Below are 11,476 nucleotides of genomic sequence, written 5' to 3' on the forward strand. Positions count from 1 at the left end.
CCATGCGTACCGAAGTCGTCGTCTGGGCTGCGTTGGCGTTATTGCTGTTCGCCGCCGAGGCGATGGCGCCGGGCGCCTTCATGCTGTGGTTGGGGCTGGCCGCCGCCGCGACGTTTGCGCTCGTCTTGCTGATGCCGGGCATGGCGGTGCTGGCGCAAGTGGTGGTGTTCGCGGTGCTCAGCGTGATCGCGATCCTCATCTACCAGCGCTGGTTTCGCAAACGCGCGCGCCACAGCGATCAACCCACGCTCAATCGCCGCGCACAACAACTGGTCGGCACTGTCGTGGTGTTGGCCGAACCGATCGTCAACGGCCAGGGACGACTGCAGATCGCCGACGCGTTCTGGACCATCCGCGGTCCCGATGCGCCCGCTGGCACCCGCGTGCGCATCGCCTCGACCGATGGCATGGTGTTCACTGTCGAGCCTGCTGTTGGAGCCAATGAATGAGATTCGGAAGACTTCGCCCCATCCCGAGGGGCAAGTTTTCATGGAAGAAAACGATCGTCGCAACCAGCACCACATTGGCGTTCGCGCTGGGCGGTTGTGCGTCAACCCCACCGACCGCGAAATCTGATGCCGCGCGCGATGCAACCGCTGATCCCTACATCAGCGCACCGGACGCGGTGACTCGCGCGCAATCCGCACCCACCCGCAACGTCGCCGGCATCTTCGAACTGACCGTGCGCTCGGTGGTCGTGCGCGATGGCATCGTCCTGCTGGACTCGGAAAATGATCCGCGAAAACCCGATCTGCTGGTGGTCGAAGTGATGCCATCGGCACAACGCGAGATCCTTGCCCGCACCCACCACTCGGCGGCCCGTTACTTCCGCAACAAGCACATCACCGTGCAGGGCGTGGCCCGGCGCGTGGTGATGGGTCCGCCGGGCAAGAACGCTGCGGCGCGTTACGGCACCCGGGTCCAGATGGACCACTTCGCACAGGTGCTGACCATCCTGGATTGAGCGCGGCGACCCGTCGCGGTTGGCACTGCTTCAGTGGGACAGCAACTGCGCGAACCGCGTGACTTCCTGCGGGTCCATGTCGGTGACGATCGCGGCGGGTTGCCCGTCGAGCGTGATGGCTTGCAGCGCGTAGCCCTGCTGCTGCGCTGGGCCGACGCGCGTTGCCCCTGTGCGGGACAGCACGAATACGTCGATGAGATGTTGCCCATGGCGATAGACCAGCACCGGGACGCGTTCGCTGCCGACGTAATCGATGCGGCCGCCGACCAGCGCGAAACCTTGCCCGCTGAAGTCGCGCACCTCGGGCGATTGCGCGACCTTGCCCGCGAACCACGGTTTGACGGTGTGGTGATCGCTGGAGACCACATCGACGGGTGAGGTGGCCGCGAGCGCACGCCAGTGGCTCGCGAACAGATCGCTGGCGAGTTGCGCCTGCACCGACGCATCGTGCGTCGAATGCCACCATTGCAGTGACAGCCCGCCTGCACCGAATGCGATCACGCAAGCGGCGGCGTAGCGCATCCATGTCGGTGCCGGCCGCCATGCGTGTTGCGGTTGCGCAGGCGTTGGCGTGGCGATCGCGGCTACGATCCGCTCATGCAGCGCCGGCGGTGCCGGGTAACGCAGCGACGCTTCGTGCAAGGCGCGGCGCAATTCGTCGGATTCGCTCAACGCGCCACGACAACTGGCGCAGCCATCGACATGGGCCTCGAAGGCGCGCGCATCGGCGCGGTCGAGTTCATTGTCGAGATAGGCGTCGAGCAGGGAGCGTGCGAGCCTACAGTCCATGGGAACCCTCCATTGTCGTGGCGACGAGCGCGCGTTGCAGTTGCGCGCGGCCGCGCGCCAGGCGCGACATCACCGTGCCGATGGGGATGCCCAAGACGTCGGCGATCCCGCGGTAGGACAGGCCCTCGATTTCGCGCAGGACCAACGCCTCGCGGAACTCCGCAGGCAGTGCGTGCAAGCCACGGGCGATGCGTGCACTGCACTGTTCCGCATACAGGTGGTCCGCAACCTCGTCGTCACCGGCGTTTCGCAATGTCTCGATCACGCGCGGACCATCGGCGACGTGCAGTCGCATTTCGCGTTTGCGCGTGGAGAGTTTCGCCAGGCAGCAATTGCGCACGATCGCCAGCCACCACCCACGGGCATCGCCGCCTGCGTAGGTGTGTGAACCGCGTGCAGCGCGCAGGTAGGCATCGTGGACGGCATCGGCGGCGTCGCTTTCGTTGCCGAGCAGCCAGCGCGCAAGGTTGTAGGCGGCGTCCAGATGCCGCAATGCAAGTTCGCCGACCCATGCGGGTGTCGCCATCAGGTCACTTCAAGTGTCGTGGGCGTTGCGCGGCGGATGGGGAAGTGGGACGGACATGCACGATCCCGGTCATGAACGGGTGCAGGCTGCAAACGTAGCTGAAATCGCCAGCGGTTGCGAACCGATGCTCGAAACGATCGTCGGTGTCCATCGCTTTCGAGGCAAAACTGTGGTCGCGTGCGGCGATGGCGTGCGGCGTCTGGTCGTGGTTGAGCCAAACCACGGTGGTGCCCGCCACCACGGTGATTTCGCCGGGGGTGAACGCGAACTTGTCGATCACGATCGTGGGCGGTGTCGTGGCGGGCATGGTCGATGATGCGGCTTGCGCCACCGATGCCAGCGCGAACGCCAGACCGAGAATTGCGGTCGAGGCTTTCATCAGCCACCTCCGTTCATCGCAGGCTGCGCCGGCATGCGTTCGAGCGGGGTGTCGACCAGCGCGAGTTCGCGCTTGCCACGCACCACCGTCAATTGCCGCGTACCGAGCATCTTGCCGAGTTCACCCGCGGGCACCGTCACCGGTCCCGGTTCGCCGATCCCGCTCTGGCCGGGCGTCGGCAATGGATAGGCGAGCGACATCGCGGTGTGCAGGGCGATGTTGCCCTCCACCTTCTGCAGCACCTGGTGGATGTGGCCATTGAGGATCGTGACCGAGCCATAGGGACGCAGCAGCGCAAGCGCGCGTTCGGCGTCGGCGGTGCCCCAGCCCCAGGCCGCGTACACCGTCCACAACGGGATGTGGCCGAGCACGACGATTGGCGTGCTGTGCGAGACGCGCGCCAGATCCTGCCGAAGCCAGGCGATCTGCGCATCGCCCAGCGATGTCATCGTGCCCATGGTGAAGTTCAATACATTGGACAAGCCGATGAAATGGACGCCGCCCTGATCGAAGCTGTACCACGCGCGGCCCTTGCCGTCGTGGTCGAAGTACTTCAGATAGCCGTTCAAACCGTCGTCGAGCGCATCGTGCTCGCCGGGAATCGTGTGCACGCGGTCCACCTTCAGCTCCTGGAACAGTTCACGCGCCTGCCCGAACTGCTCGGGCTTGGACAGATGGCTGACATCGCCGGTATGCACGACCAGCGCCGGCCGCGTCGGCAGTGCGTTGATCTCGCCCATGGCGCGGCGCAGGCTGCCGACCACGTCGGGATTGGCCGCCTTGTTGAAGCCGATGTGGGTGTCGCTGATCTGGACGAAGCTGAAGCCGGCGTTCGCGACCGCGGCCGGATGATTCGGGTCGGATGTTGCGAATGCCTGCGGGATCCCGCCGACCACGCTCCAGACGATGGCGCTGCCGGTCCATGCCGCGAGACAGCCGAGTGCCTGCCGGCGGTCGGGGCGTTCGGGATTGTCACGGTCCTGGTCTTGCGGAGGGTTGCTGTTCACGGCTGACTCCTGCGGGGATTCACCTATCCAGATCGCCGCGGGGGCGGATTTATTCCCGACCACCTGCGACGAGCTGCCCTGATCCGCGATAATCACGGTTTCCCTGTCGCGATATCCGCCATGACCCAGAAGACCATCCTCAATGACACCCACCGCGCCATGGGCGCGAAGATGGTCGACTTCGGCGGTTGGGACATGCCGATCCACTACGGCTCGCAGATCGAGGAGCACCATCAGGTGCGCCGTGATGCCGGCATGTTCGACGTCAGCCACATGACCGTGGTCGACCTGCGCGGCGCCCGCACCCGCGAGTTCCTGCGCAAGCTGGTCGCCAACTCGGTGGACAAGTTGCAGAAGCCGGGCAAGGCGCTCTACACCGCCATGCTCAACCCGCAGGGCGGGGTGATCGACGACCTCATCGTCTATTTCATGTCGGAAGACTGGTTCCGTCTCGTCGTCAACGCCGCCACCCGCGACAAGGACCTGGCGTGGATCAGCAGTGAAGCGCGCGCCTTCGATGTCGAAGTGCAGGAACGTCCCGAATTCGGTATGGTCGCCGTGCAGGGTCCGAACGCCCGCGCCAAGGTGATCGACCTGTTGCGCGAGGAAGATCGCGCGCCGGTCTCGAAGCTGGTGCGCTTCAGCGCCCGCGAAGCGAAGACCACCGATGGCATCGACGTGTTTGTCGCGCGCACCGGCTACACCGGCGAGGATGGCTTCGAGATCGTGGTGCCGGAAGATCGCACCGTCGCGTTCTGGAATGCACTGCACGCGGTCGGCGTCGCGCCGGCCGGGTTGGGCGCGCGTGACACCCTGCGCCTCGAAGCCGGCATGAATCTCTACGGCCAGGACATGGACGACAGCGTGTCGCCGTATGAAGCCGCACTCGGCTGGACGGTGGTGCTGGACGACCTTGCTGATGGAAAGCCGCGCGACTTCACCGGTCGCGCCGTGATCGAACCGCAGGCCAAGTCGGCGCCGCGCCAGATGATCGGTCTGGTGATGGACGAGAAGGGCGTGTTGCGCCACGGCCAGCGCGTGCTCACCGCGAATGGCGACGGCGAGATCCTCTCCGGCACCTTCTCGCCGACCATCGGCAAGGCGATCGCGTTCGCGCGCGTGCCCGCGGGCGAACCGGGCGACGTGCGCGTCGACATCCGCGGCAAGGAAGTCCCGGTGCGCGTCGTCAAGTTCCCGTTCGTCCGGGACGGCAAGATCCAGGATGGCGTCTGATCGCACCATGACGCATCTCTTCGTTAGACTATCGCCACCTTCCCCCGAAACCCTGCAAACGCGGAGCGCCCCATGAGCCAGGAAATCCCCGGTGATCTGAAATTCCTGAAGTCGCACGAATGGGTGCGCGTCGAAGGTGACGGTCGCGCCACCATCGGCATTTCCGACCACGCACAGGAACTCCTGGGCGATCTCGTCTATGTCGAACTGCCCGCCGTCGGCGAGGCGCTGGAAGCCGGCAACGCCTGCGCCGTGGTCGAGTCGGTGAAGGCGGCATCCGACGTCTACGCGCCGGTCAGCGGCAAGGTTCTGGAGGTCAACGCCGCGCTCAGCGACAAGCCCGAGACCATCAACGAGGACGCCTACGGCGATGGTTGGCTGTTCGTCATGCAGATGAGCGAGCCCGACCAGGTGAAGGAACTGCTCTCGCCGGACGACTACGAACAGGCGATGGCCGACGACGAGCACTGATCGACGTCGCTGGTCGTCACCAGATCTGCATCACGCGAAGCCCGGTCATCGACCGGGCTTCTTCGTTTTCATCGACGTCTCTTCACCACTTGAACACGTCGATTGCACCGTCTGAAGTTCGCGCACTTTCACGCAAATCGGATGTTGCGATGCCGGAAACGGTATCTTCGCCGAAAATAATTTCAACGCGATTCACCCGTCGTCGAACCGGTCTCGAACGCGTCACTGCGTTCCCGCGAAGCATCCGCAACATCACTGCATCACTGCTGACGCAAAAAAGAAACAACTTGAAAACAAGTCTTTTCTGAAAAGCGATTGCGCGCGTGGATGCATCGCGTGGCGCACACGCGTCGATGCCGGGCGATCTTCGTGGAGATCAAGCGCGGGCCGGATCGGGGCGTACATGAAAAAAATTTCACGAAAGGTGTTGACACGGAGAAAACGTCTACTTACGTTTCGCCCAACTGGAATGCGGTAACGCATCGAGTGATCGAACGCAAGTCCAACGTGGGGAGTCAATCGCGACGCGCATCCGGCGCGGAAAGGTTCGTCTCCCTGTCCCATTCCTCCCCATCGAATCGAATGAGGGGTCGCGCAGCACTGTCGTTGTGCGCGGCACCACACCCAATCCGTTCCGCGACTTCGGGCGCGACAACGGTCCGTGGCGGGTCCGACTCCCGCTGTGCGTATGAACCGGCCTGGCTGGTTCGTTACAACTCAAGACGAGGAGCCATCCAATGGCGATGAAAAAAGCTGCGAAGAAGGCCGCCAAGAAACCGGCGAAGAAGGCCACCAAGAAGGCCGCCAAGAAGACCGTCCGCAAGGCTGCCAAGAAGACCGTGAAGAAGGCCGCCAAGAAGACCGTCCGCAAGGCTGCCAAGAAGACCACGAAGAAGGCCGCCAAGAAGACCGTCCGCAAGGCTGCCAAGAAGACCGCGAAGAAGGCCGCCAAGAAGACCGTCCGCAAGGCTGCCAAGAAGACCGCGAAGAAGGCCGCCAAGAAGACCGTCCGCAAGGCTGCCAAGAAGACCGTGAAGAAGGCCGCCAAGAAGACTGCGAAAAAGGCCGCCAAGAAGACTGCGAAGAAGCCGGCCAAAAAGGCTGCGAAGAAGGCTGGCAAGAAGCGCGCTTCCAAGAAGCCTGCTGCACTGCCGATGATGCCGACCCCGATGATCTGATCGTCGATCGCGCTTGCGTTACTTGAAAACTCCTCCCCGTTCGCGGCGGGGGAGTTTTTTTATGCGCGTCAGTCGTTGCCGGAACCGTTGCTGTCGTCGCTGTTCGGCGTGGCCGAATGGTCACCGGCGATATCGGGTATCGCCGCACCGGTGATGGTGTTGGGAATCCACGCCACCGCCGGCAGGTCGAGCGCGCGGTCGAGGATGGTCGGCAACAATCCCGAGGGCAGCGCGCTTTCGCTGTTCCACAGGATGACCACGCCGAGGTCGCGGTCGGGCAGCACCGCCATCGCGCCGCGATAACCCTGCACCGCGCCGCCGTGGAAATACAACGGATGGCCGGCGTAGCTCATCACCCGCCAACCGAATCCGTAACCGGCGGAGTCCAGTCGTTCGCGGCGCCAGCCGCTGCCGCGCAGCTCGGTCGGCGTGGACACCTGCGAGGTATGCAACTGCGCCAACACGTTGGCTGGCAGCACATCGAGGCGATGGCCGCTCTGCGCGATCATCCATTGCGCCATGTCGCTGATGCTGGCGTTGACGCCCGCGGCGGGCGCGAGCTGGTAGAAGTTGGGCTTGGGCATCAACGCGCGCCAGCGGGCACCACCACGCACATGCGGCTTGGCCCAGCGCGGACTCGATTCGATGCCCTTCAGGCCGTAGCTGGCGTCGTTCATGCCGAGCGGCTTGAACAGGCGCGCCTGCACCGCGTCGGAATAGAAATTGCCGGTGGCGGCGAACACGACGTCGCCGATCAGGCTGAAGGCGACGTTCTGGTACGCGTAGCACTCGCCGGGCATGCACTTCATCGGCGCCGAGGCGAGCTTCTGCACGGCGCTGGGATAGTCGAGATTGCCTTCGATATCGCGATCGTAGGCGTTCTTGGTCAGGCCGACGCGGTGGCTCATCAGGTCGGCGACGGTCACGCTCTGGGTCGCGCCTTCCGATTGCAGGCGGAAGCTGGGCACATAACGCACCACCGCATTGTTCCAGGCGAGGCGACCATCGTTCACCAGCAACCCGGTCAACGCGCTGGCGAAGGATTTCGACAGCGATGCCAAGCGGAAGGCGGTATGCGCATCGATCGGTTGCGGATGGCTGACATCGGTCACGCCATAGCCGCGCTCCATCAGCACCTGGCCGTTCTGGACGACCGCCACCGCAAGGCCGGGCACGCGTTCGCCGGCAACCAGTGCGCGCGCGATGCGATCGACTTCGCGCAGGTCGACCTGCGACACCGAAATGTTTCCGGTGGTCGGCGGATTCGGTTTGATGGCTGCTGCAGGCGTCTGCTGCGCCGGATCCGGGCGCGCCCAGCCTTCTGCGGTCTGCGCCGTCGCGGAGGTCGCGGCGAACAACATCGCCGGAACCAGGATGGACAGCATGGACTGACGCATGCGGTGGATCCCGGTACGCGGATTGTTCACGGCGAGGCTTCCCAAGTGGTCATCGGCAGTGTAATCAGGCTGTCTGCGAGTTGCATGAACAGGGAGAGGAGTGCCTGGTATCACCTTGATTTCAAAAGAGCATCCCGCGAGCCCGGGTGGGGTCAGTCGGTCTCGCCGCGGTCGTTCGGGCGCATCAGGAAATTGCGCAGGGCCTGTCGGGGGCCGGAATAGGGTGTGAGATCGCGTTGCTCTTTGCAGCTTGCCGGATTGTTGGTCACGGCGATGTCGACGCCGCGTCGGAAAGCCTGGTCGCAACTCGCCGTGAGGCGTTCTTCCAGCATCTGGTAGCGCCACGAATTCACCGAGACCAGCTTGCCGGCCTGATGCAGCCGCGCGATGCGCGCAGCGGTGGCGAAGGTGGCGTTCATCTCGACTGCCACGAGCTTGGGATCGTGTTGCGCAATGATCCAGTCAATGTCGTCGTCGCTGGTCGCCTTGAATTGCAGGAACACGTCCTTCGAGATCTTGCGCGCGGCGGCGTATTTCTCACGATCGCCCTGGGCCTGGAAATACACGCGATCGAGCATGTCGGCGCGGATGGCGAGTGCGATCGCCGGCGCAACCACGTCCAGCGTCTTGAACTCGGCGTCGAGGATGATCCTGCCGTTCGCCTTCGCATGCGCCAGCGTCTCTTCGAAGCGCGGCAACGGATCGCCAGCGCGCAACCGGCATTGGCGGATCTGCGCGGAAGTCAGCCTGTCGGGAGCGCCACGACAGGTGCTCTTGGTCGACAAGTCATCATCGTGGAAGACGAACACATCGCCATCGCTCGAGGCGTGCAGATCCATCTCGAGGATGTCCGCAGTCCCGGCAGCCGTGGTGGCATCGAACTGGCGCTGCACGTTCTGCAATCCGAAATAGCCGCCACGATGCGCCGCCACGTAGCTGCGTCCCAATGGGTGCTGATTCACCTCCGGTGGCAACCCCTCCGGCGTGGCGTAGTGCGCGACCGCAGTGACTGCGCACAAGCATGCGACCGCGATCAGGATGACTTTCGATTTCGACATGCGCGGGAGCAGGGCGTAAAAGGACATGCTGACAGCATTCGGTCACCAGCATTCAATTTCCTTGCAACCGTGTTAACGTCGCGCAACGTCGAAACGCGTTTGGCCGATGCCCGTCACAGATTCTCAGCGCGTCCACCAGGGGGAATGGCCGGCGATGGCGCTGTCCTTCCTGTATTTCTTCTGCGTGCTGGCTGCCTACTACGTGATCCGGCCAGTGCGCGAGCAACTGGCTTCCGCAGTCGGGTCGACCCAGTTGCCATGGTTCTACGCGGCCACCTTTGCGGCCATGCTGGTGCTGGCGCCGATCTTCGGCGCGGTGGTGTCGCGCTGGCCGCGGCGCATCGTGGTGCCGATGCTCAACATCGTCTTCATCATCTGCCTGCTGGGATTCATCCCGTTCTTCGCCCATTCGGGATTGCTGTCACCGCGCGCGCTCGGCATCGCCTTCTTCGTCTGGGTCAGCGTCTTCAATCTGTTCGTGGTCTCGGTGTTCTGGATTTTCATGACCGATATCTGGACGGTTGAACAGGCGCGCAGGCTGTTTCCACTGATCGCGTTGGCAGGCACGCTGGGTGCGATCGCCGGCCCGGCGCTCACGCAATCGCTGGTCACGGTGATCGGCGTCGCGCCGTTGCTGGCGGTGTCGGCGGGATTGCTGGCCATCGCGGTGGGATGCGTGATCGCACTCGGGCGCTGGGCGCGCGTCCATGGCGAGAAGCGCCACGATCCCGACCACGAAGCTGCGGTTGGCGGCAGCATGTGGGATGGGCTGAAGCAGATCTTCGCGACGCCGTTCATGCGCGCGATGGCGATCCTGTTGCTGCTCGCCGATGGCATCGGCACGGTCAACTACGCCCTGGTGACCGATTACTCGCACGTGACCTTCCTCGATCCGGTGGCGCGCACCGCGTTCCATGCGCGGATCGATCAGATCGGCAACATCCTTACCGCGCTGACGCAACTGCTGGTGACGCGTTGGCTGCTGCCACGCAAGGGGCCGGGCGTGGTGATCCTGGTCTGGGCATTGGTCAGCGCCGCCATGCTGGTGCTGGTGGTGTTCACCCCCGATCCGCACGCGCCGATGCTGGCGGGATTGCCGGTGGTCGCGTTGGCATTGATCGTCAGTCGCGGCCTGGCATATGGCATGTCCGAACCCGCCCGGCATGCGCTGTTCGCCTCGGTGCCGCGTGCGCTGCGCTACAAGGGACAGAGTGCGGTCGACACCGCAGTCTGGCGCTTTGGCGACATGGCGATCGCCACCGGCATGAATTTGCTGCGCGGGATCGGTGCGACAGTGGGCGTGTTCGCCGCACTCAGCACGATCAGCGCGTTGCTGGCCGGCTGGATCGGCTGGCATACAGCCAATAAGGCGCAGGATGCACGCGATGCAAGATCAGCCGACTGAACCGCAAGGCAGGGAAAGCGATACGCCGCACGATTCGGCAGCCACGCTGCGTCGGCGCAGGCGTCAACGCCGGAAGTGGGAGCGCGTGCTGTTGGTGGTCGTGGCGTTCCTCGTCGCCTGCGGCCTGTATGCATGGCTATGGGAGCCGCGCCAGCTGATTGAGCGCGATTACACGTTGCACCTGGCGAACTGGCCGGCGCAGTGCGATGGCCTGCGCATCGACCAGGTCACCGATCTCCACACCGGTTCGTGGATGAACGGCATCGACAATGTCGATCGCGTCGTTGCGAAACTCGCCGCCAGTGATTCCGACGTCGTGGTGTTCACCGGCGACTACGTGATCCTCAGCGTGGTGCTGGGCAAATACGTCGATCCCGCGACCATCGCCAATCATCTCGCGCCATTGACGCAGAAGAAGCAGGTCTATGCCGTGCTCGGCAACCATGACTGGTGGGACGGCGGTCCGCGCGTGGCGGCCGAGTTCGAGCGTGTCGGCATCCAGGTGCTGGAAAACGAATCGACGCGCGTTGGCGTGCGCGATTGTGGCTTCAACCTGGTCGGCGTGGATGATCTCACCGCCGGCAAGCCGCAGCCGCTGGCGGCTTACGCGCGGATCGATCCCGGCCTGCCGACGATCGCGCTGGAGCACGAGCCCGAGATGTTCCTGAAGTTCCCGGAATCGACCGCGCTGGTCCTGGCGGGACACACGCATGGTGGCCAGGTGAATCCGTTTGGCTTGCGCACGCCGTCGACGTTCCGCGCCAAGTCCGCGGCGTTGAGCGGCGAATACCATGTCGGTGAGCGCACGCTGTTCGTGTCACCCGGCATCGGCACCAGTTGGTTGCCGTTGCGGATGGGGCGTTATCCGGAAATTTCGCGGTTGACATTGCGTGGGCGCGAAAAGGGCGCGCAGTAACAGGCGCACGTCGTTCCGAACCACGCGCTGGCTGGCGTGTGTGACCAGCTCCAATGCACGACACGCCGTGAATACGTCCATGTAGGCTCGTACGTGCCATCCATGGCACGTCACGGTCGTGCATCGGACTGGCGCACCCACTTGCCGCGCGCG

The 11,476-nt window shown here is 64.2% G+C and carries 13 protein-coding genes; 7 read left to right on the forward strand and 6 right to left on the reverse strand.

The window, feature by feature from the left end:
• The first annotated feature begins 2 nt into the window (after positions 1 to 2).
• Together Lysil_RS08070 and Lysil_RS08075 are read left to right on the forward strand one after the other, a co-directional pair.
• Positions 3 to 449: an NfeD family protein gene (locus Lysil_RS08070; protein WP_103075123.1), complete on the forward strand. Its 447-nt coding sequence runs from the start codon at positions 3 to 5 to the stop codon at positions 447 to 449.
• 74 nt (positions 450 to 523) lie between these two features.
• A complete protein-coding gene (locus Lysil_RS08075) occupies positions 524 to 964 on the forward strand; it encodes a hypothetical protein (RefSeq protein ID WP_103075124.1) in 441 nt (146 codons plus the stop codon).
• A gap of 30 nt (positions 965 to 994) precedes the next feature.
• On the opposite strand, the gene Lysil_RS08080 is transcribed toward Lysil_RS08075, so the two are convergent.
• The 4 genes from Lysil_RS08080 to Lysil_RS08095 are packed head-to-tail and all read right to left on the reverse strand — an operon-like array spanning position 995 to position 3,665.
• A complete protein-coding gene (locus Lysil_RS08080; RefSeq protein WP_103075125.1) occupies positions 995 to 1,753 on the reverse strand; it encodes an anti-sigma factor family protein in 759 nt (252 codons plus the stop codon).
• Positions 1,743 to 2,279, reverse strand: a complete 537-nt coding sequence (locus Lysil_RS08085) for a sigma-70 family RNA polymerase sigma factor (protein ID WP_103075126.1) — start codon at positions 2,277 to 2,279, stop codon at positions 1,743 to 1,745. Before Lysil_RS08085 ends, Lysil_RS08080 begins: the two co-directional genes overlap by 11 nt.
• A gap of 4 nt (positions 2,280 to 2,283) precedes the next feature.
• Positions 2,284 to 2,658: a cupredoxin domain-containing protein gene (locus Lysil_RS08090; protein ID WP_103075127.1), complete on the reverse strand. Its 375-nt coding sequence runs from the start codon at positions 2,656 to 2,658 to the stop codon at positions 2,284 to 2,286.
• Positions 2,658 to 3,665 carry a metallophosphoesterase family protein gene (locus tag Lysil_RS08095; protein WP_240600447.1) on the reverse strand — a complete coding sequence of 336 codons (1,008 nt, stop codon included), beginning with the start codon at positions 3,663 to 3,665 and terminating at the stop codon, positions 2,658 to 2,660. The genes Lysil_RS08090 and Lysil_RS08095 overlap by 1 nt, the downstream gene beginning before the upstream one ends.
• 120 nt (positions 3,666 to 3,785) lie before the next feature.
• Here Lysil_RS08095 and gcvT point away from each other — a divergent pair, with 120 nt between their 5' ends.
• From gcvT to Lysil_RS08110, 3 genes are all read left to right on the forward strand, one after another.
• Positions 3,786 to 4,898, forward strand: a complete 1,113-nt coding sequence (gene gcvT, locus Lysil_RS08100) for a glycine cleavage system aminomethyltransferase GcvT (protein WP_103075128.1) — start codon at positions 3,786 to 3,788, stop codon at positions 4,896 to 4,898.
• Positions 4,899 to 4,970: 72 nt separating this feature from the next.
• Positions 4,971 to 5,369 (forward strand): glycine cleavage system protein GcvH, encoded by a 399-nt coding sequence (gene gcvH / locus Lysil_RS08105; RefSeq protein ID WP_103075129.1) that lies wholly within the window; start codon positions 4,971 to 4,973, stop codon positions 5,367 to 5,369.
• A gap of 737 nt (positions 5,370 to 6,106) precedes the next feature.
• Positions 6,107 to 6,547: a hypothetical protein gene (locus Lysil_RS08110; RefSeq protein WP_103075130.1), complete on the forward strand. Its 441-nt coding sequence runs from the start codon at positions 6,107 to 6,109 to the stop codon at positions 6,545 to 6,547.
• 68 nt (positions 6,548 to 6,615) lie between these two features.
• Here Lysil_RS08110 and Lysil_RS08115 read toward each other — a convergent pair whose 3' ends face one another.
• Positions 6,616 to 7,944: a serine hydrolase domain-containing protein gene (locus Lysil_RS08115; RefSeq protein ID WP_103075131.1), complete on the reverse strand. Its 1,329-nt coding sequence runs from the start codon at positions 7,942 to 7,944 to the stop codon at positions 6,616 to 6,618.
• A gap of 152 nt (positions 7,945 to 8,096) precedes the next feature.
• Positions 8,097 to 9,029 carry a glycerophosphodiester phosphodiesterase family protein gene (locus Lysil_RS08120; RefSeq protein ID WP_103075132.1) on the reverse strand — a complete coding sequence of 311 codons (933 nt, stop codon included), beginning with the start codon at positions 9,027 to 9,029 and terminating at the stop codon, positions 8,097 to 8,099.
• A 127-nt stretch (positions 9,030 to 9,156) separates the two neighbouring features.
• Here Lysil_RS08120 and Lysil_RS08125 point away from each other — a divergent pair, with 127 nt between their 5' ends.
• Both Lysil_RS08125 and Lysil_RS08130 read left to right on the forward strand, forming a co-directional pair.
• A complete protein-coding gene (locus tag Lysil_RS08125) occupies positions 9,157 to 10,407 on the forward strand; it encodes an NTP/NDP exchange transporter (RefSeq protein ID WP_240600449.1) in 1,251 nt (416 codons plus the stop codon).
• Between the two features lie 85 nt (positions 10,408 to 10,492).
• Entirely contained in the window at positions 10,493 to 11,323 is an 831-nt protein-coding gene (locus Lysil_RS08130; RefSeq protein ID WP_165782439.1) for a metallophosphoesterase, read from the forward strand.
• The last annotated feature ends 153 nt before the right edge of the window (positions 11,324 to 11,476 follow it).

The organism is Solilutibacter silvestris, from assembly GCF_002895945.1.
Taxonomy (GTDB): domain Bacteria; phylum Pseudomonadota; class Gammaproteobacteria; order Xanthomonadales; family Xanthomonadaceae; genus Solilutibacter; species Solilutibacter silvestris.

What these genes read in the sequence shown, in the direction of transcription:
- Lysil_RS08125 (WP_240600449.1), top strand. Translation starts at nt 9,157, where the DNA reads ATGGCGCTGTCCTTCCTGTATTTCTTCTGCGTGCTGGCTGCCTACTAC.
- Lysil_RS08085 (WP_103075126.1), bottom strand. Translation starts at nt 2,279, where the DNA reads ATGGCGACACCCGCATGGGTCGGCGAACTTGCATTGCGGCATCTGGAC.
- gcvT (WP_103075128.1), top strand. Translation starts at nt 3,786, where the DNA reads ATGACCCAGAAGACCATCCTCAATGACACCCACCGCGCCATGGGCGCG.
- Lysil_RS08080 (WP_103075125.1), bottom strand. Translation starts at nt 1,753, where the DNA reads ATGGACTGTAGGCTCGCACGCTCCCTGCTCGACGCCTATCTCGACAAT.
- Lysil_RS08110 (WP_103075130.1), top strand. Translation starts at nt 6,107, where the DNA reads ATGGCGATGAAAAAAGCTGCGAAGAAGGCCGCCAAGAAACCGGCGAAG.
- gcvH (WP_103075129.1), top strand. Translation starts at nt 4,971, where the DNA reads ATGAGCCAGGAAATCCCCGGTGATCTGAAATTCCTGAAGTCGCACGAA.
- Lysil_RS08120 (WP_103075132.1), bottom strand. Translation starts at nt 9,029, where the DNA reads ATGTCCTTTTACGCCCTGCTCCCGCGCATGTCGAAATCGAAAGTCATC.
- Lysil_RS08115 (WP_103075131.1), bottom strand. Translation starts at nt 7,944, where the DNA reads ATGCGTCAGTCCATGCTGTCCATCCTGGTTCCGGCGATGTTGTTCGCC.
- Lysil_RS08070 (WP_103075123.1), top strand. Translation starts at nt 3, where the DNA reads ATGCGTACCGAAGTCGTCGTCTGGGCTGCGTTGGCGTTATTGCTGTTC.
- Lysil_RS08090 (WP_103075127.1), bottom strand. Translation starts at nt 2,658, where the DNA reads ATGAAAGCCTCGACCGCAATTCTCGGTCTGGCGTTCGCGCTGGCATCG.